General features: G+C 60.6%; 14 protein-coding genes and 1 tRNA gene. 4 read left to right on the top strand and 11 right to left on the bottom strand.

The genetic code is table 11. The features are described 5' to 3' along the window. Position 1: 1 nt before the first annotated feature. Both zupT and HMPREF1287_RS01000 read right to left on the bottom strand, forming a co-directional pair. Positions 2-799: a zinc transporter ZupT gene (gene zupT / locus HMPREF1287_RS01005; RefSeq protein ID WP_023017716.1), complete on the bottom strand. Its 798-nt coding sequence runs from the start codon at positions 797-799 to the stop codon at positions 2-4. A gap of 35 nt (positions 800-834) precedes the next feature. Beyond that, entirely contained in the window at positions 835-2,751 is a 1,917-nt protein-coding gene (locus tag HMPREF1287_RS01000) for a BCCT family transporter (RefSeq protein WP_369707510.1), read from the bottom strand. Between the two features lie 250 nt (positions 2,752-3,001). On the opposite strand from HMPREF1287_RS01000, the gene HMPREF1287_RS00995 reads away from it, so the two are divergent. Next, complete coding sequence (locus HMPREF1287_RS00995; protein ID WP_023017714.1) at positions 3,002-4,141, top strand: hypothetical protein; 1,140 nt, start codon at positions 3,002-3,004, stop codon at positions 4,139-4,141. A gap of 15 nt (positions 4,142-4,156) precedes the next feature. On the opposite strand, the gene selB is transcribed toward HMPREF1287_RS00995, so the two are convergent. The 3 genes from selB to HMPREF1287_RS00980 all read right to left on the bottom strand — a co-directional run bounded on the left by selB (position 4,157) and on the right by HMPREF1287_RS00980 (position 7,388). Beyond that, the gene (gene selB / locus HMPREF1287_RS00990; RefSeq protein ID WP_023017713.1) at positions 4,157-5,941 is read right to left on the bottom strand and encodes a selenocysteine-specific translation elongation factor; all 1,785 of its coding nucleotides are present in this window, start codon (positions 5,939-5,941) and stop codon (positions 4,157-4,159) included. After that, a complete protein-coding gene (gene selA, locus HMPREF1287_RS00985) occupies positions 5,942-7,270 on the bottom strand; it encodes an L-seryl-tRNA(Sec) selenium transferase (protein ID WP_023017712.1) in 1,329 nt (442 codons plus the stop codon). A 23-nt stretch (positions 7,271-7,293) separates the two neighbouring features. Continuing rightward, positions 7,294-7,388: transfer RNA gene (locus tag HMPREF1287_RS00980), tRNA-Sec, on the bottom strand. 78 nt (positions 7,389-7,466) lie between these two features. Between HMPREF1287_RS00980 and selD the strand changes: the two genes are divergently transcribed. Beyond that, on the top strand, positions 7,467-8,453 hold the full coding sequence (gene selD / locus HMPREF1287_RS00975) for a selenide, water dikinase SelD (RefSeq protein ID WP_034653875.1): 987 nt from the start codon (positions 7,467-7,469) through the stop codon (positions 8,451-8,453). Between the two features lies 1 nt (position 8,454). Continuing rightward, entirely contained in the window at positions 8,455-9,036 is a 582-nt protein-coding gene (locus tag HMPREF1287_RS00970) for a hypothetical protein (protein ID WP_023017710.1), read from the top strand. A gap of 15 nt (positions 9,037-9,051) precedes the next feature. On the opposite strand, the gene nrfD is transcribed toward HMPREF1287_RS00970, so the two are convergent. From nrfD to HMPREF1287_RS00940, 5 genes are all read right to left on the bottom strand, one after another. Further along, positions 9,052-10,167 (bottom strand): NrfD/PsrC family molybdoenzyme membrane anchor subunit, encoded by a 1,116-nt coding sequence (nrfD, locus tag HMPREF1287_RS00965; RefSeq protein WP_023017709.1) that lies wholly within the window; start codon positions 10,165-10,167, stop codon positions 9,052-9,054. Next, the gene (locus HMPREF1287_RS00960) at positions 10,164-11,222 is read right to left on the bottom strand and encodes a 4Fe-4S dicluster domain-containing protein (RefSeq protein WP_005280072.1); all 1,059 of its coding nucleotides are present in this window, start codon (positions 11,220-11,222) and stop codon (positions 10,164-10,166) included. The genes nrfD and HMPREF1287_RS00960 overlap by 4 nt, the downstream gene beginning before the upstream one ends. Beyond that, complete coding sequence (gene fdnG, locus HMPREF1287_RS00955) at positions 11,223-14,498, bottom strand: formate dehydrogenase-N subunit alpha (RefSeq protein WP_232218796.1); 3,276 nt, start codon at positions 14,496-14,498, stop codon at positions 11,223-11,225. Positions 14,499-14,545: 47 nt separating this feature from the next. Beyond that, entirely contained in the window at positions 14,546-15,187 is a 642-nt protein-coding gene (gene pcp, locus HMPREF1287_RS00945; protein WP_023017707.1) for a pyroglutamyl-peptidase I, read from the bottom strand. 262 nt (positions 15,188-15,449) lie between these two features. After that, a complete protein-coding gene (locus HMPREF1287_RS00940; RefSeq protein ID WP_023017706.1) occupies positions 15,450-16,568 on the bottom strand; it encodes a thermonuclease family protein in 1,119 nt (372 codons plus the stop codon). A 455-nt stretch (positions 16,569-17,023) separates the two neighbouring features. Here HMPREF1287_RS00940 and HMPREF1287_RS00935 point away from each other — a divergent pair, with 455 nt between their 5' ends. Continuing rightward, a complete protein-coding gene (locus tag HMPREF1287_RS00935) occupies positions 17,024-18,385 on the top strand; it encodes a dicarboxylate/amino acid:cation symporter (RefSeq protein ID WP_005280065.1) in 1,362 nt (453 codons plus the stop codon). Between the two features lie 45 nt (positions 18,386-18,430). Here the strand turns inward: HMPREF1287_RS00935 and HMPREF1287_RS00930 are convergent, their stop codons facing one another. Further along, positions 18,431-19,303 carry a cation diffusion facilitator family transporter gene (locus HMPREF1287_RS00930; RefSeq protein WP_023017705.1) on the bottom strand — a complete coding sequence of 291 codons (873 nt, stop codon included), beginning with the start codon at positions 19,301-19,303 and terminating at the stop codon, positions 18,431-18,433. Positions 19,304-19,553 lie beyond the last annotated feature (250 nt).

The following is a 19,553-nucleotide window of genomic DNA, read 5'->3' as shown; positions in this document are numbered from 1 at the left end:
ATTACATAAACAGCATGAGCGATACGGCCATAATGGCCATGCCGGCGATAAGGCCGTAGATGGCGTAGTGGTGCTCGCCAGTTTCTTCCGCGGTGGGAAGCAGCTCATCGAGGGAAATAAACACCATGACTCCTGCCACGGCGGCAAAGCTAATGCCCATGGTGGCCGGCCCCAATACCGGCATGAGCAGGCCAAAACCGATGAGCGCGCCGAGTGGTTCAGCCAGTCCGGAAAGCGTGGCCCACCAGAAGGCCTTCTTGCGCGAGCCGGTCGCCTCCCGCAGCGGCACTGCGACGGCGATGCCTTCCGGGATATTGTGAATGGCAATCGCCACGGCCACCGGCACCGCAATCTCCTTGGACTCCAGGCCGGATAAGAAGGTGGCAAAGCCCTCCGGGAAATTGTGTAAGCCCAGCGCTACTGCGGTAAATACGCCCGTCTTCATCAACCTGCCCCGGCGGGCGTCTTCTTCCGTCGTGCCCGGTTCGTGCGGGTTAATTTCTTCTGGCACCATCCGGTCAATAATCGCGATGACCGCAATGCCTGCGAAGAAGGCCCCTACCGCGGCCCAGGTGCCGGGTTTTTCGCCCCCGAGGGCATCGCTAAGCTGATCTATGCCCTCCGGCAGGATTTCCATGAAGGAGACATAAAGCATCACACCCGCCGAAAGGCCCAGGGCCGCGGCCATAAACGCGGACCCTGGCTGGCGCTTTCCCACCGCCAATGCCCCGCCGATGGAGGTGGACAGGCCCGAGAGCAGGACCAATCCAAAGGCGAAGGCGAACGTGGACAAGGTCATGGTCTGTGACTGTACCTAACTAAAATTATCGAGCCTTAATGAGCGGGCGGGGTCTGTGCATCGTCATCGGTCGAGCCAGAGACGAACTCGCCATTAGCCACCGAAGGATCATCATCCACGTAGCGGCCAGCCTCGTAGTCGTAACCGATAGCATGGCCCTCCTCATCGGTGCGCGCGTACCACTCAGTGACCTCTGCGGCGGTGGAATCAAATTCGCCGCCGGTGGCGTAATCGGAGTCTCCCGCAGTGGGCTCGATCGACAGGGCAAAGTTATCGCCGTATTCGCGCACGCCGTGGATGACCGCATTGGACACGGCCTGGTGCTCGTAATAGTGGCGGATGGAGGCCGGATCGTGGCGCAGTTCCCTAATCAGGGCAATGCACATCAGCACGATGATGACGGCAAAGGGAAGCGCCGTAATGGTGATGAGGTTTTGCAGGCCTTGCAGCGCGTTTTTGCCGCCGGACATGAGGATGACCACGGCGATGCCCGCCATGCAGATCACCCAAAAGACGGTGACCAAGGGCTTCGGCTGTGGGTTGCCGCGCTGGGTGAGCTGGGAATTGACCAGCGAGGCTGAGTCCGCAGTGGTGATGAAAAATACCACGAGCATGACGATGACCAGTGGGGCCATCCAATTGGATCCGGGGAAATGGTCCAAGACGTTGAAGAAGATGTCTTCGGCCGCCGGCATGGAATCGATGGTGCCATCGGGGGCGATATCGCCATCGCGGCGCTGCAGCCAAATGGTGGTGCCGCCCAAGATGGTGAATGCGGCGATGATGATGGCAGAAGGAATAAACAGCACGCCAAGGACGAATTGGCGGATGGTGCGACCGCGGGAAATCTTGGCCACGAATACGCCGACAAACGGCGACCAGGATACCCACCACGCCCAGTAGAACGTGGTCCACGAGGATAGGAAGGAGACCATATCTTCGCCTTCGCCCATGTTGGCGGACAACATTTCAGGGGTGTTATCGAGGTACTCGATGATGACTGCGGGCATCATATTGGCCAGCAAGGCAGTCGGTCCGATGACGAAGAAGAAGATGGCGATGCCTAGCGCCAATGCCAGGTTGATATTGGATAGCCACCGCACGCCCTTAGCCACACCAGACACGGCGGAAAAGATGGTGCCGATGGACAGCACAATGATGATGACCAACGCCGCGGTATTGCCGGCGGTGGACCAGCCACTGACGATTTCCACGCCGCGGCCGATCTGCAGCGCGCCAATGCCCAAAGTGGCCGCGGTACCAAAGAGGGTGGCGATGATAGCCAGGCCATCGATAATGCGCGCCGGTGTGGAATCGGTGGAGCGGTTGCCAAAAAGCGGCATCAAGATAGAGCTCATCAGGGGTACGCGCCCGCGGCGGAAGGACACATAGGCCACGCACAGCCCGACGATGGCATAGATAGCCCACGCATTAAGGCCCCAGTGCATGGCCGATTGGGCCAGCGCGCCGAGCACCGCTTCATCGCTGGCGGCCTCATAGGCACCAGGGCGCGGCGAGAGATAATGCGTAAGCGGTTCGTAGGGGCCGAAGAAAATAAGCCCGATGCCGATGCCCGCGCCAAAGAGCATGGCGGCCCAACTGATCGTGGAAAACTCCGGCTTTTCGCCATCCACGCCGAGTGGGATTTTCCCGTACTTGGAAAAGGCCAGGATCAACAGCAGGAACATCAGGAAGGTGGCCAGGGCCGTAAAGATCCAGCCTAGGTTGCGCATAACCCAGTCCAGGGCCGTAGAGGAGGTATTAAAAACCTGTTCGGGGGCGAGCACTCCCCACACCACGAAGGCGATGACGAGCCCACCGACAACGCTCAAGATGGTCTTATCCACGCTGTATTTAACCTTTTGGTCCTCAATGGATACGCCAGGGACCAAGGCGGGGTGAATATTGTGCGGGTAGATGATGTCGTGCAGGATGCGCTTGGCGCCGCGCACGCGCTTTTGGCTTTCTTCCGTATTATTAACGTTTTCCAGCCCACTGGTGGTTCCGTTATCGGGCCGGGGCGATGAATTAGACGACAAAGCCCTACTCCTATTTCGTTATGCACTTTTCAACTTGAGGGGATCATTAATACGTTAACGAACATTGGCTAAAACCACCGACTAAGCGCTGTTTTACCCCCACATGCGTAAAATGAGATCCGTACGTTACGCCCCGCTTTAACGCTTTGGAGTTACTTTTCCTATGGTGCCCTACCCGCTTGCGACCAGCTACTTCGGCGTCGAACACGTCGCCATCCTGGAACATGTCATCTCCGGCACGGTGCTGAGCATTCCTGGCGTGGGTAGTCAGCCTGCTCTTATCGATGTCTCTCTAGAGCCCGATACCTACTCCAACGGCTGGCGGGTGCGTTCGGAATTTGGTTTCATCGGGTTCCTCGATGAGGTAGAGGCAGCCGAATACCCGGACCTACACCGATTGAAGGCATCGCAGGCCACTCCGCAGACGGTAGCCACGGTCGGCATCGTTGACGGCGAACTCGAGGTCGCCGTCTCCCTCGGGCTGTGGCCGTGGATGGTACCGGTCAATGACCAGCCGGCCGAATCGGCGCTTCTTGCCGGCGGTCACGGTGCGGTCATCGATTCTGCGGCAGGCGATCTGACCGATGAGCAGCTATCTCACCTTGAAACGCAGCAATTCTTTGTCACGCTCAAGGTCATCGATGACGCCGTCGTGGCCTCGTGTGGCGATACTGTGGTCGGCCCGTGCGGCGTGTTAAGCCAGTTGCCGGGTCTGCGCGCAGCGTATGCGGCGGCACAAGAAGCCGGTACTGTGTTGGCAGCCCGTGCCTATAGCGGCGGCGGGATGATCGCGGTCGATATCCCCGCAGAGGATGCCACAGATACCGAATTATTCTCCCCGGCGGTACCACCCCTGCGGGTGCCGTCTGGCCGCACCGCGCTTCCCAGCACCACCACATCCCGCCCTACCACCCCAGCCCAGCCCGAGGGGTGGGAGTTCGCGCTGGAGTCCGCCGACATTGCAGGCGATCTTCCCGCCGGCTTCCGGTGCCCAGTCAGCCCGAGTGCCAACAAGGATCTGGGCTCGGCCGAAGCGTCGCCCGCAATGCCCAGCGCTGCTCCAGAGAACGACGCTGCCCCGACCACGCCTCGTGCCCACGAGGGCGACCAGGCTGCGGCACCGCCCGCTAGCAGCGGCTTGGCCGACTTGGTCTCGTCCATGCCGGGCTCACAGAACCTGAGCTGGCGCGCACTTCCCGTCGCGGAGGAACCGGGCCGCTTTTCTTCCGAATCCGCCCGCGTGCGCGCCCGGCGCGTGGCGCGCGAACAGTCCCGCCCGCGCGGCGGAAACCACCGCAAATAAGTCGGCCGCGTTTGCTTAGCGCAGCGTGCGCTTGCCGCCCTCGCCGCGGCGGGTAATGCCGTGGGCATCGAGGTATTCCAGCAGCGGGACGGCCACCCGGCGGGTGGTCCCCAGCGCTTGCCGCGCGGCGGACAAGGTAAAGGGCTGTTCGAGTTGTGAGAGGTGCTCCCGTGCCTTGTCTGGGGCGTCCGGCAGGAGGATGATGCCATCTTTCAGACGTAGCAGGCGCCCAGCGCGCTCGGCGGCGGCCAGTTCTTTTTCGCTCAGCCCCAGATCTTTAAGTTCGTGGGCCTCTGGTGCGGCAAAGGGTTCCTTTTCTAGCCTGCTCTCCAATTCGGCCACGTCGGGCTCGGCGGCGCCGAGATCCACGCTGTGGCCGGGCAGGCGGATAAGCCCTTCGGATTCTTCCGCATGGGCGGCGGCCACCGCTAGGCGCAGCAGCCCCTCTTCCTTCAGTCCCAAGGCATCGAGTGCCGCCGTGCGCGGCATGCCGGGTGCGAGCGGGTTGGCCGCGGCGTGTTCCTGCAGCGCGGTAGTCAGCGCTTCTTTCCAGCGCGTTACCTGGCGGGCGGCAATCCACCACTGTTGGAAGTTAATGATGCCCGGCGGCGTGGCATCGGTGTCATAACCATCGAGTTCCAGGTCCGCGCGCCGGGCATAGCCCACACGCTGCAGGTAGGAGGAAGGATTGCGGAAAGAGGTGTGCTCCGCCAATGCCTCGGCACGCTTGCGGGCGGCGCCGCGGCGGTCTAGCTCCGGCGGGCGCACGTCGATGACCTCCACGCCGGCGCTAACATGTCGGCCGCCGGGGCTGCGGACGACTAGGCGATCCAGGATGACCAGCGGCATAGCGCGCGATAGGCGCAGGTGGGCAAAATCCGCTGACAACGGCCGCAGGTGCGCTTCTATCCCGGCCGTGCCGCAGTGGACCACGAGGTTATCGGGTAGTTCATCAAGCGCGGTGCCAAAAGTGCGGTGGACGTCCACGATATCGACACCGCGCCACGCACCTGGGGTAAGCAGCAGATCACCGCGGTGGATATCGGCGGCATCGACCCCGCGCAGGTTGACCGCGGCACGTGTTACGGGGCCCAAGGATTCCTGCGCGGTATTTTCGCTATGCAAGCCGCGAATCTCCACGCGCTTGTCCCCTGCCACGGTGGAAAGCACCAGGGCATCGCCGGTGCGCAGCGTGCCAGCACTCAGCGTCCCGGTCACCACGGTTCCCGCGCCCTTGACGCTAAAAGCGCGATCGATCCACAGCCGCACCGGGGCGTCTGTGTCGGGTGCGGGCACGCGGGCCACCAAGTCATCGAGCGCCGCGCCCAGGTCCGCCAGGCCCTCGCCGGTGTGGGAGGAAACGGGGATAATGGGGGCATCGGCAAGCGGGGTGGCAGAAAACTGCGTGCGTACCTGGGCGGTGACCTCCGCGCGGCGCTTATCATCGGCGCGGTCGCTGCGGGTCAAGGCGATAATCCCGTGCTCGATGCCCAGCGCGTGCAGCGCGTCGCGATGGTCGGTGGATTGGGCCTGCCAGCCCTCGTCCGCGGCAACCACGAAAAGCACCACGGAGGCCGGGCCCACCCCGGCGAGCATATTGCCAAAGAACTTTTCGTGGCCGGGAACATCCACAAACGCCACGTCCGCGCCGGAGGGCAGCGCCGTCCAGACAAAGCCTAAGTCAATGGTCAGCCCGCGGCGTTTTTCCTCGGCCCACCTATCCGGATCCATGTCTGTGAGGGCGCGCACCAGGCTGGACTTGCCGTGATCCACGTGTCCGGCGGTCGCGGTAACATACACCTACATCACCGCCCGAATGGCCGCGATGAGCACCTCGTCCTGGGACTCGGGTACGCAGCGCACATCAATGAGGCAGCGGCCTTGGTGCTGGCGCGCCACCACCGGCGGGGTGTGCTGGCGTAGCTTTGGCGCAAGTTCCTCCGGCAGGGATACCGCTACGCCGGGCAGCGGGTACTCGGGGGCGCCTCCCCCGCCCACGCGGCCAGCATGCTCAACAACCTCGCCACCCACCGCCGCGGCGATGGCCTCGGTGCGCTCGCGGTGGCGCGCCGGGTCAAGGTGGAGGGCCTGATTCACCGCATTGGCAGGCGTCGTGATCGCTGCCTCTAAGGCATTGAGCCGCAGCTTATCTATGCGCACCGCCCGCGCCAGCGGGTGCTTTTTCACCGCCGCAATCGCGTCCTTAGTGCCCAATAAGATGCCGGCCTGCGGCCCGCCCAAAAGCTTATCGCCCGAGGCGATGACAATATCCGCCCCGGCTTTCAGCTGCGCGTGAATATCGGGCTCATCTGGCAGCACCGGATCGTGGGTAAGCAAGCCCGAGCCGAGATCCACAATAAGGTTCGTGCCTTGTTTCTTCGCCAGCTGCGCCAGCTCGCCCACGCCCACAGAGGAGCTAAACCCCTCAATCCGAAAATTGGACGGGTGCACCTTCAAAATCGCGCCGGTCTCCTCCCCCAGCGCGGCTTCATAATCGTGGAGGTGCGTCCGGTTGGTCGCGCCCACCTCGCGCAGGCGCGTCGCGGTGGATTCAATAAGTTCCGGCAGGCGAAACCCCGCGCCAATTTCAATGAGCTCGCCGCGCGAGATGATGACCTCCTTGCCCGGGGCCAGCGCGGCCGTGGCCAGCAATAAGGCCGCCGCACCGTTATTGACCACCAGCGCATCCTCCGCGCCGGGGCACGCCGCCAATAGGGCCTGGGTGGCACCGGCACCGCGCCGGGACGAGCGCCGCCCGGTGTCTAAGTCCATTTCCACGTCGGTATATCCGGCCGCGTCCTGCAGCGCGTCGATCGCGGCCGCAGGCAGCGGGGCGCGGCCCAAGTTTGTATGGATGATGACGCCGGTGGCATTGATGACCGGCTGCAAGGAATGGGTGCTGTGGTCAGCCAGCCTTAGCGCTATTTCTTCCTCCACGCTGGCAACGGGCACGTCCCCGCGGCGGGCGGCAGAGAGCACGGCCCTAATCGTGGCGCGGATGGCGTGTTCAGCGAATATCTCCCGTGCGCGCTCTACCGCGGGGAGCCGCAATAGCTCATCCATGCGGGGTAAATTCCGGCGGGGATCACGGGCATTATTCGCGGGGCGACCAGCGTTATGACTCGGCACTCGTTTTCCTCCTTGCGCGCTTTTGGCGGAGACGGACAGGAATCGAACCTGCCAGACCGAGATGCTCGGCCTCACCGGTTTTGAAGACCGGGGCGCCCACCAGGACACGTACGCCTCCGCCTGGCTACTTTACAGATCCCGCGCGCACCCCACCGCCGCCGCCCCACCACTTCCGGCGGGTAAAATGACCAACATGATGGAGCAGATTAATTTAACCTCTTTCGCCGCAGGTGGCGGCTGCGCCTGCAAGATTCCCGCCGGGCAATTGGAATCGGCGGTAGAAGGGCTCATCGGCAAGGCCGATCCCAATGTCTTGGTCGGCCTCGACGATGGCGATGATGCCGCAGCGGTCAAGATCGACAACGGCGTCGCCGTGATTTCTACCGCGGACTTTTTCACCCCCATGGTCAATGATCCCTATACCTGGGGCCAGATTGCCGCGGCCAATGCGCTATCTGATGTCTACGCCATGGGTGGCACCCCCATTACCGCCATCAACCTCGTGGGCTGGCCCAATGAGAAGCTCGGTCTGGACGTCCTGCGCGAGGTGCTGCGCGGCGGCATGGATAAGGCCACCGAGGCAGGCATTTCCATTACCGGCGGCCACTCCATTACCGCCCCGGAGCCTTTGTACGGCATGGCGGCGACGGGCATCGTCGATCCCGAAAAGCTCATGCGCAACGATGCCGCGGAGGCCGGCCTGCCCATTACGCTGACCAAGCCCATCGGCGTGGGCATTTTGAATAATAAGCACAAGGCCACCGGCGAGGTATCCCAGGCCGCCATCGATTCCATGACCGCGCTCAACCGCCAGGCCGCCCAGGATGCGGTCGCCGCAGGTGCGCGCGCGGCCACCGATGTCACCGGCTTCGGGTTACTGGGCCACCTGTACAAGATGTGCCGCGCCTCTGGCGTATCGGCTGAGCTGGACTTTTCCGCGGTCCCCACCGTGGACGGCGCCACCGATGCCCTCGCGGAAGGCTTTATCCCGGGCGGTTCGCGCCGCAACCTGGATTGGGTGCGCCCGCACCTGCAGCCCTCCTCCCTTACGGAGGAAGAGCTAGTGCTGCTTGCCGATGCCCAAACCTCCGGCGGCCTCCTCATCATCGGCGAGGTCCCGGGCTACCCCGTTATTGGTCGCACGACACCGCTTTCTGACGATTCCTATATCACCATTTCCTAAGATGAATCACCGCATTTTTAGCCTGCCCCTTGCCACCCTCGCCCTCGGTGCGAGCCTTGTCGCCTGCGCTGACGAGAGCACCAACCGCGGTTGCTCGCCCATCGAATTATCGGAACTGCGCACGTCATTGCCAGACACCCTGATCGGCGCTAACCAGGATCCCGATTCCACCAGCGATGAGGATGACTCCTTTTCCGTGCTCTATGGCGGTGATTCGCCGGAAAAGATTAGCGTGCTGGGCACGAAATACGAGTCCGATAATGAGGCCGTATGCCCCGATGACCCAGATGCGGCGGCGGAGCGCTACTTGGAGCTGGTCAATGAGGACATCGATAAGCAAAATGCCGCCCAAGGCCGCGCGGGAAATGAGTACAAGCCATTCGATTTCACCGCAGCGGACCGGCATTTTTATTGCTCGGCCTGGGAGGTCGAGGATGCCGTCTCGACCACCTGCGTGACCACGGTCCATGACGCTGCGGTGAACTACTATCTCCACCGCGATTCCGAGTCCTTGGAGGCGGAGCAATCGCGCATGCAGGAGATCGGCGAAGAGCTTGCCGATTCCTTCGCCAACCTCGACTAAACTAGCTAGCCCTCGCTAGCCTGCGCTGAGCACGTCGGTGGCAAGCCCTTGCTCGCGCCGGCGCCGCTCCGCACGGCGTTTTTGCGGCCCCATCGTGGTGGCCGGGTTCTTCACCGCCTCCAAGCCAGCGTTGAGCACACCAAAGCGCGTGCACGCAGAACCAGCAAGCAAGGCCAGGCCCGAAGCCACAGACACGGCGCGGGACTTCGTTGCCGCCGCCACCGCGCTGCCCACGCCGCCAGCGGCAATCAGGTACTCCGAGGCGCGCATGAGCTTCCCCGGTGCGCCGTGGTGCAATTCCTCGCGCGGCTCCGGCTCCATATTGCTTTCTAGCACCTTCGTCGCCGCGATATCGCTGGCCGCAGCTGCCATGCCCAAGGCCCGGGCGGGCCCGGCGTGCTTTACCGGAGTGGTCACCATCGCCAGGCCGGAGGCCGCTGCCGAGGCAGAGGATACAAAGACATAGGGCAGGTGCCGCTTCATGTCATTCCATACCGGGTTGGACGTATTGGACAGCAACACCGCCGTATATCCGGCCAACGGGCCGCCGAGCACACCGGTTATCACCCCGGCCGGAGTCGCGGCCTTGCCTAGGCTCGCGCGCAGCCACTTCGGAAGCGGCAGCTTCCGCTTGGTCGCATTATCCACCTCTACCGCTGCCGGAATGGCCGCCGCGGTGGAAAAGCCCGCGAGCAGCCACGATCCGAGCGACATCGGTGAGGTCACCTTGAAGACGCGGAACATATTCAACGCGCGCTCCGGCCGGCCCAGATCTAAAATCAAAAAGACCGAACCGGCGGCCGCCGCGCCAAAGGCCGCTACCCGCGTGGTCCGGCGCAAAGGTGCGTTGCCTGCGGCCTGTGCACCGGTGGCGAGAAGACCCGAACCGCCGGCAATACCGCCCAAGAAGAAATACCCACCGATGGGCCACTCCCACGGCGGGGCCTTAACTACCGGCCTGCCGTAATAGGAAGAAAACTCGAAGTCTTCTGCCATCCGCTCCTCTTTGGAGCCATCCTGCGCACCCGCACCCGGGCGCTTGCGCTTCTTCTTGCGCTTCGGCCCATCGAAGTTGCGGTAGCGATTCGGCCGCTCCGGCTGCGGTGGCCGGTACTCATCAAAACCGCTCATTTGCGCCCTCCAATCAAAAAGGAACCCGCCACGGCCAGCGCCATCCCGCCGATGGCCTTGGCCGCGGTCTTATACATGCTCGGCAAATCCGCAGTGGGCACGCGCGGATCCGGCGGCAGGCCATAGACCTCTGGCGAATCTAGCAATAAGAAGATAGAGCCGGTTCCGCCCACGCCATCGTTGTCATTGGCGCCGTAGAGCCGCGCCTCCGTTATGCCCTGTTCGTGCAGGACGCGCACGCGATCCTTCGCCGCGGCCAGCATGTCCTCATAGGTACCGAACTGAATGGAATCGGTGGGACACGTCTTGGAGCACGCCGGTTGCTCGCCCTGTTTCAGGCGGTCATAGCACATGGTGCACTTCTGGGCGACGCCCACATTCTTAATCGGCATCGCCTCGCCCGGCGTGTGATCCGTGCCTTGGGGTTTGCGCTGCTTGAGCTTTTTCAGCACATTAATACCGGCGTGCGAATTATCCTGATAATCCACCGTCGCGGTCTTATCGTATTTCAACGACACCCCGCCGTCATCGCGGCGTTCGATGACGCCGAAGGGGCACCCCGCCACGCAGGTTCCGCAGCCATTACACACATCATCTTGGACGACCACGGTGCCAAACTCGGTGCGGAAGAGCGCGCCTGTGGGGCAGACATCCAAACACCCTGCATGCGTGCAGTGCTTGCAGACGTCCGAGGACATCAACCACCGGAACGTATCCGTATCCGGCGGAGTGGTATCGACCTCGTCAGGCTTTCCACCGATGGTGGGCATGCCCAGGGAAATAAGCTGTTTTCCCTCTTCGCGTGCCTTCTCAATGCGGTCGTTGTTTTGTTCCACGAAGGCCACATGCCGCCACGTATTAGCGCCCAAGGCACCGGTGTTGTCATAGGAATCACCGGTGACGTCATATCCCTCTACCGGGTTGCGGTTCCATTCCTTGCACGCCACCTCGCAGGCCTTGCAGCCGATGCACACGGACGTATCGGTGAAAAAGGCCATGCGGCGGTAGGAATCATAGCCGTGCCGGCCCGCGTCCTCGGTCAGTAGATTAGTCATTTACTTACCTTCTTCGCCTTTACTTGCCGTCTCGCCGTCACTACTTTCCGCCCCAGGCTGGCCATGCTTTTCGGGTTCCGGGTTATAGGTAAACGAGTCAGGAACCGACAACAAATCATTGCCGGAATCCACACTTAACTGCGCCCTCTCCTGGTACTGCTTGAGCAGCTTCAAGCGACCTTCTCCCCTTGGCCGGCGGCCCGGTTGGATATCGCAGGCACCAATCTTTGAGTTCTGAATGAACACATTCGGCTCGAGCGTAAGGCCCAAGAGATCGTTAGCGCCGTCGCCTGCCACAGCGGTGGTCTCGGACTCGCCGTAGTGGAAGGGCAGGCCAATCTGGTGGAATTCTTCCCCATTGATCTTCAGCATCTGCATGCGATCGGTGACCAAGACCTGCGCCTCAATCACACCGCGCGGCGAGATGATCGTCGCCCACTCGCCATTTTCCAGACCACGTTTTGCGGCCAAGTCCTTATCCACCTCGCAGAATAGGCCAGGTTGCAGCTCCGCCAAATAAGGCAGGCGGCGCGACATCGCACCCGAGGTGTACATCTCCGTGAGGCGGTAGGTAGAAAATACGAACGGGAAAACCTCCGCACCGGGCATGCCCGGTTCTGGACGCTGCAGGTTATCCGGGCGCTTGATGGTCAAGCGCGTCGGCGATTGCTGCTGCTTATACAGCACATTGGTCACCGGGGACTCCTGCGGCTCATAGTGGGTGGGCAAAGGGCCATCGGAAAGCCCGGAAGGCGCAAAGAGCCAACCGCGACCGTCCGCCTGCATGATGAAGGCGTCCGTGCCATCGAGGGCGTCGGGACCGACGGCATCGGCAGGAGCCTTGTACTCCGGCGACTTCGTCACCGGGAAGTCAGGGACGTCATCGCCTACCCACTTGCCCTGGGCCTCGTCCCACCACACGTACTTCTTGCGCTCGGACCACGGGGTGCCATCCGGCTTCGCCGAAGCGCGGTTGTACAAAATGCGGCGGTTAGCAGGCCAGACCCAGCCCCACTCGGGCGCGACCTCGTTCTGCTCCGAGCCCGGGACCTTGCGTGCGGACTGGTTGACGCCATCCTTGTACACGCCGGTGTAGATCCAGCAGCCGCCGGAGGTCGTGCCGTCATTCTTCATCTCCACGAAGGTGGGCAAAAGCTCGCCCTTCTTGGGACCATCCAGGTAGTAGCCGTTGATCTCTTTGAGGACGTCCTCCGAGTTCGGCTCGCCTTCCTCATTTTCCACGTAATCCCACGTCACCTTCTGGAGCGGGAGATCGCGCGGATCGGTGGAATCGCGCAGGCGTTCCTTCAGCTTCTTACCCAGCTGGTAGAAGAACCACAGATCGCTCTTGGCATCGCCTGGCGGCGGTGCCGCTTGGAAGCGCCACTGCAGCATGCGCTGCGTCTGAGTAAAGGTACCGGCCTTTTCCACGTGGGTGGCAGCGGGCATCAAGAAGACCTCGGTTTCGATGTCTTCGGTCTTCAGCTCGCCGTTTTTAATCTCCGGCGCATCCTTCCAGAACGATGCGGTTTCGATTTCCTGGAAATCGCGTACGACCAGCCACTTCAGCGACGCCAAACCGCGGCGCTGCATGCCGCCATTGGACTGCGCCACCGCCGGGTTTTGGCCGAAGACGAAGTAGCCATCTACCCGACCATTGAGCATGGCCTGCAGGGTTTCATAGGTAGAATGCGCGCCGGAAATGCGCGGCATGAGGTCATAGCCCCAGTTATTTTCCTTGGTAGCCGCATCTCCCCAGTAGGACTTCATCAAGGACACGGCGTAATTCTCGCCAATCTGCCAGAAGCCCTTTTGGGACTCATCCCGGATCTCATCCACAAATTCCGGCCACGTCTGCTTTTCCACGCTCGGCATGGGCAAGTAACCAGGCAGGGAGTGGAAGAGCGTCGGAATATCGGTGGAGCCCTGAATGGAGGCATGCCCGCGCAGGGCCATGATTCCCGAGCCTGGTCGGCCCACATTGCCCATCAAGAGCTGCAAAATGGCAGCGGTACGGATGAACTGCGCGCCCAAGGTGTGCTGGGTAAAGCCCAAAGCATAGGCGAAACACGTGGTGTGTTCCGGATCGGAATTCTGCGCAATGGAATCCGCCAGGTAGTAGAAGTCCTCCTGCGCGATGCCGCAGGTTTCTTCTACCAGCTCAGGTGTATAGCGCGCATAATGGCGCTTGAGAATCTGGAAGACCGAATTCGGGTGCTCCAGAGTGTCATCGCGCTCGACATTCCAGGCGGAACCTTCTGGCTTTTGCACGTACTGCCACGAATCGGTCACGTACGTGCCGGTTTCTGGGTCATATCCAGAAAACAGTCCGTCCAGTTCCTCGGTGTCCTGGTAGTCCTCCGAGATGATCATCGGCGCATTGGTATATGCGACGACATAATCGCGGAAGTACAGCTCATTCTGGAGCATGTAGTTAATGACCGCACCCAGCAGCACCACGTCGGTACCGCCGCGAATGCCAATGTGGCGGTTAGAGAACGCAGAGGTACGCGTATACCGCGGATCCACGTGAATAATGCGGGCACCACGCTTTTTGGCTTCTACGACCCACTGGAATCCCACCGGGTGGCACTCGGCCATATTCGAACCCTCGATAACGATGCAATCAGCATTCGCCATATCCTGCAGCGGTTGGGTTGCGCCGCCGCGGCCAAACGAAGTTCCTAAACTAGGAACTGTGGCGGAGTGTCATATGCGCGCCTGGTTTTCGAGCTGCACCGCACCGGCAGCGGTAAAAAGCTTCTTAATGAGGTAGTTTTCCTCATTATCCAAGGTCGCGCCACCAAGGCCAGCGATACCCATCGTGCGGTTGAGCGTCCGCCCCGAATCATCGGTGTCTTGCCAGCCCTTCCGGCGCGCTTCCAAGAAACGATCCGCGATCATGTCCATCGCGGTGTCTTCATCCAGCTCCTGCCACTCGGTGGAGTGCGGTGCGCGGTACTTAATCTTGGTCAAACGCGTTGCGGAGTTGACCAACTGCTCCGATGCCGAGCCCTTGGGGCACAAACGCCCGCGCGAAATCGGCGAATCCGGATCGCCCTCAATCTGGATGACCCGGTCATCTTTAACGTATACGCGCTGGGCACAACCTACCGCGCAATATGGGCACACGGATTGCACCACGCGGTCAGCTTCCACCGTGCGCCCGTGCTTTTCCTTACTCTTGGTTGATTGCGTATTGATATCCCTGCCAAAGGGATCGCCGCTACGCAGCTGGCGCACCACCGGCCAGTTGAGAGGACTTAAGCGAGACATGACTTTAAATCTATATTTGGGCGGAAAATTTCTCTAGCAAGGTGACCCTAAGCGCTTTTCGCCACGGCACTAATCGCGCGCTCCACGCCCTGCACGACGTCCGTAAGCTCCAGCATCGGGCTGTTTTCTTTAGCCTGTTCCTTAATAAACGGCACGTGGATAAAGCCTGCTTTTACCTGCGTATCTTTGAAATGATGCAGCAGGCCATAGAGCAGGTGGTTGCAGACGAATGTTCCCGCCGTGGTCGAGACTTGCGCTGGAATCTCGGCCTCCTGAATCGCTGCAACCATTGCCTTGACTGGCAGGGTGGAAAAGTACGCGGCCGGGCCGCCTTCAACCACTGGTTCATCGCTGGGCTGGTTACCCGCATTATCCGGAATGGAAGCATCCGCCAAGTTGATGCCCACCCGCTCCGGAGTGATATGGCCCCGCCCGCCGGCTTGTCCCAGGCAGACCACCGCGTCCACGTTTTCTTCCTCGGCCACAGCAATGGCCTGCTTCAGTGCTTCACCGAACACTGTTGGCACAGGATGCTTAATAATCTGCGCGCCACCGATTTCATCCGGCAAGCGATCCAGCGCGCGTTCCGTAGGGTTAATTTCTTCGCCACCAAAGGCATCAAAAGCAGTTACCAAAATCTTCATCATTCCAGTATGGCAGCTGACGGTGGCCCGCTGCTTTGATTTCACGCGGTCCTCTTAGTTTCCTCGTAGTGCCCCATCGCCCTTCGCGCTCACGGGCGTTGGGGTTTCACCGGGGCACTGTGCTCACGGTGAGCGCGAAGGGTGAGGTGGACGGATTCGAACGGACGGGCAGTGCGTTACGTTGAGGCCTAAGATGCATCGCGCCCCGTCCCCCGTCCCACCGCCCTTCGCGCTCACGGGCATTGGGGTTTCACCGACGCGTTGCGCTCGCGGTGAGCGCGAAGGGCGGAGTTCTAAAACTGAGCAGTTAGCCGATTTGTTGCTTGGTCGTGCAATCAATCTTTGCGTAGGCACGGCCCTTCTTATCCACGGAGGTAAAGGCGTAGTTGCCGCCGTATGCGCGACACCCGGTGTAGGTATCCACGCTCGGTGCCTTCTGCGGTTGCGGGGCCACGTACTGGCTTCCGGCCGTGTTTGAATTAGACCCTGCGGCGGGCGCTGTGGCGTCTACATGTGCAGCTTCTTCTGCCAGTCGCCTCTCGCGCTCGGCCTCTCGCTCCGCCGCTTCTCGCTCAGCCGCCTCCTGGCTCTCGCGCTCCCGTTCCCTTCGCTCCTCTTCTTTCGCCTTTTCCCGCTCGGCGGTCTCTACCTGTTCCTCAATTTCTTCTTCATGTTCAGATAGTTCCTTCTCCATCTGTTTTGCCAAGCGCTCTGGAGCTTCTGGATATGCGGCTTTTTGGAACTCACTGCGATCATCGCTACGTCCACGCAAGGCGTCCAACCCCTTCCGGGCAGCGTCGATCTGGGCCAGAGCCTTTGCGGCCCCACCGTCGTCGTCGCTGTCGATGTTGGCAGCAATAATTCCGATCCCAGCGGCAGCAGCCGTAGCACTTTTAGCTTGCTGAAGTGACTCTGCCATCTCTTTATCGCTGGATACTTGGCATTCATCGGAAACCCCGAAGACTCCCGTGCCCTTAGTCCGCGGCCCGCTTTCTGCTTCTTTTACCTCGTTATAGAACTTGCCATTAGCGCCAATCTTTTTGGCAACTGCAAGCCCCTCAGCAGCAATGTCTGCATTTACGAGATCGCCACCAAGAAAGACACCGGCTAACGTGCGCCCATACTTATCAGTCTTCTCCTCGTCGTATTCCAGTGTCACCTCGGTTCCTTGTGGCAATCGACCTTCGAGGTACTCCTTGGCTTCTTCCGCTAAGCACTCGCTGGGCTTCCCATTGCGCCCAATTTCGGGAGTATCGATATTGAGGAGTCGAACCCTTGTCTTTTCGCCATCAAGCATGACGTCTATGGTGTCGCCATCGATGACGCGATTAACCACTGCGCGCTCATCACTATTCGCTGCACCGACTCCCATCGACACCACGCCACCGAGTACGGCAACGCCAATTAATGGCTTTATCCAGCCCATGCCTCTACCTCCTGTAAAAGAAATAAGAGTAAAGGTACCAGGAGGTTCACGGGCTACCTATTGGGTACACCCAGCATCTTGTTTGCGCCATCCCCCTCTCCCCACCCTTCGCGCTTACGGGGGATAGGAGCGCTAACCGAAATGAGGCTCGCGGTGAGCGCGAAGGGCGGGTTACAGGATGAGGATTGAAGGGTGGGGTTGCAGGACAAGGGATGAAGCGCGGGATCGGCGGATGAGGATTGAGGGGCGCAGATTGAATGGCTCGGTGTGGGTAAGAGGGTACACCGGCGCTGAACTGCTTAGTCTACAAAGCAGTCTTAACGGCATCGCAGCTGGAAACGAGACCCTTTTCCTTGTGGTTTGACGCATGGAATAAAGTAAGACGGGTTGAAGTTGAACAGAACCGTACTAAGAAAATAGTCAGACCTGTTCAGTTGATTTCTAAAGGACGTTCTATGACACAAAAAGTTTCCTCTCGCTCCAAGCTCCCTAGCTGGGCAACAGGGTTTGGCGCGCAAGTCATTGCGGGCCTTATCATCGGCCTTATCCTGGGACTGATCGCATCTGGCATGGATACCGATCCTGATAATCCAGGGTGGCTGACCAATCTGCTCAGCGGTGTCGGTGGCGCCTATGTCCAGCTATTGAAGGTCATGGTTCCACCGCTCATCTTCGCCGCGGTGGTCACCTCTGTGGCTAACCTGCGCAAGGTTGCCAATGCCGCATCCTTGGCCGTTTCTACGTTGATGTGGTTCGCCATTACGGCGTTCTTCTCCGTCATCGTGGGCATCGTCGTGGCATTGGTCATGAAGCCCGGTGCTGGCGCGAGCGTCGATGCATCCGCTGCAAAGGATCCATCGAGCGTCGGTTCGTGGACTGCCTTCTTCGAGCAGCTGCTCCCTCAAAACTTCATCGGGCTTACGGCCTCTGCTAGCGATGGCGAAGTTACCCTCAACTTCGGTGCGCTTCAGCTGCTGGTTATTTCCTTGGCCATTGGCATTGCCGCCGTACAGACCGGTAAGGCAGCCGATCCGTTCTTGCACTTTACGGAGTCCTTCCTCAAGGTCATCCAGAAAGTCCTGTGGTGGATCATCCGCCTAGCACCGATTGGTACCGCAGCGCTTATCGGTAAGGCCGTTGCTACCTACGGTTGGGACGCACTTGGCTCGCTGGGCAAGTTCGTCTTGGCAATGTATGTGGGTCTGGCCATCGTCTTCGCCGTGGTCTACCCTGCAGTGCTGAAGTTCAACAATATTCCGGTCAAGGGCTTCTACAAGCGCATCTGGCCGGTAACCTCCTTGGGCTTTGTCACCCGTTCCTCCATGGGTGTTATGCCTGCAACGCAACGCTTTAGCGAACGGGCATTGGGCGTTCCCACCGAGTACGCTTCCTTTGCAGTACCACTCGGCGCTACCACGAAGATGGATGGCTGCGCCTCCGTCTACCCTGCTGTTGCTGCGATCTTCGTTGCGCAGTTCTACGGCGTAGACCTGGACTTCACGCAGTACCTGCTCATCATCTTCGTCTCCGTCATTGGTTCTGCTGCTACCGCAGGTACCACTGGCGCAACGGTAATGCTCACGCTGACCCTGTCCACGCTGGGACTGCCGTTGGCTGGCGTCGGTTTGCTGCTGGCCGTTGAGCCCATCATTGACATGGGCCGTACGGCGCTGAACGTCACGGGTCAGGCATTGTGCGCGACGGTCGTCGCCAAGCGCGCAGGCATCCAGAACCAAGAGGTGTGGGATGAAGCCGAAAATGGCGTCAAGCACATCATGGAGGAAGACTCCGACGAGGAAGTAAGCGTCAAGGCTTAATAAATCGCGAACGAAGGCCCAGGGCAGTACGCCTTGGGCCTTAATTTATTGCTGGAATGGAAGTGGGCGGCGATGCGCGACGCCGGCCGGCTCCACGTGGATAAACACGCTGCATCCGGGGAAAAGCTGGTCGAGGGCGACTTCGACGTCATCGGCAATCTCGTGCGAGTATAAAACGCTCCAGCTCGCCGGCACCTCCATGGTCAGGTAGACCATCCTTTGCCTGCCGGAGGCTACCGTGCGCCGATCCGTGAAGGTCACGGACTTTTCTTTTTCTAAGTCAGCCAAGAGATCCCAAATTTGATCCTGCTCTTCTTGAGGCAGGGCCTCAGAAAGCAGGCTACTGACGGACTCGCGCAAAATCTTAAATCCCGTCCACAAGATATTGATGCCAACCGCCAAGGCTACAAGCGCATCGAGCCACAACCAGCCCGTCAGATACACCGCAGCCATGCCGACGAGAACGCCGGCAGAGGTCCACACGTCAGTAATCAGGTGGTGCCCATCGGCATTCAGCGTCGCTGAACGATAGCGCTTTCCCGCCTTAATCAAGGCCAAGCCGACGCCCAGATTGAGCAACGAGGACAAGAGCGACAGCGCTAAGCCCCAGCCGCCTTCTTCAACGGGCTGGGGAGTAATGAGGCGCTGGATCGCGGTGTAGATGATGGCACCAGCGGCAAGGAAGATCATCGCGCCTTCTACCAACGCGGACACATACTCGGCCTTGCCGTGGCCAAAGTGGTGATTGTGGTCGGCAGGCTTGGCGGAAATGCGCAAGGCGCAATAGCCCGCGATGGCGGCTGCGAGGTTCACGAGGGACTCAAGGGCGTCAGAGAAGAAACCTACCGAGCCCGTTAGCCAGGCCGCCAGGGATTTCAAGATAATCGTCGCCACCGCCGCGGCGATGGACAACTTCATAAAGCGCTCTAAAATGCGCTGTTCAGAACTTAAAGAAGACAAGGCCTACTACTCTCCCTTCGGCAACCAAAATCAGTCCGAAGGTCTCGTTCGCATCAAAGGCATCGATGCTGAGTGGCCGGGCTTTTAGGCCAGTGTGTCGACCAGTCATCGCGGCGCAATAAGCGCCGTAGGAACTACTCCCCTTCTGGCTTCATAGGTTAGCAGACAGAGGGAAGGGGAAAAATACAGCCAAAGCCTGAATCTTCCC

Source organism: Corynebacterium sp. KPL1986 (genome assembly GCF_000477975.1).
Taxonomy (GTDB): Bacteria; Actinomycetota; Actinomycetes; order Mycobacteriales; family Mycobacteriaceae; genus Corynebacterium; species Corynebacterium accolens.
This window is presented reverse-complemented; position numbering and strand designations above follow the sequence as displayed.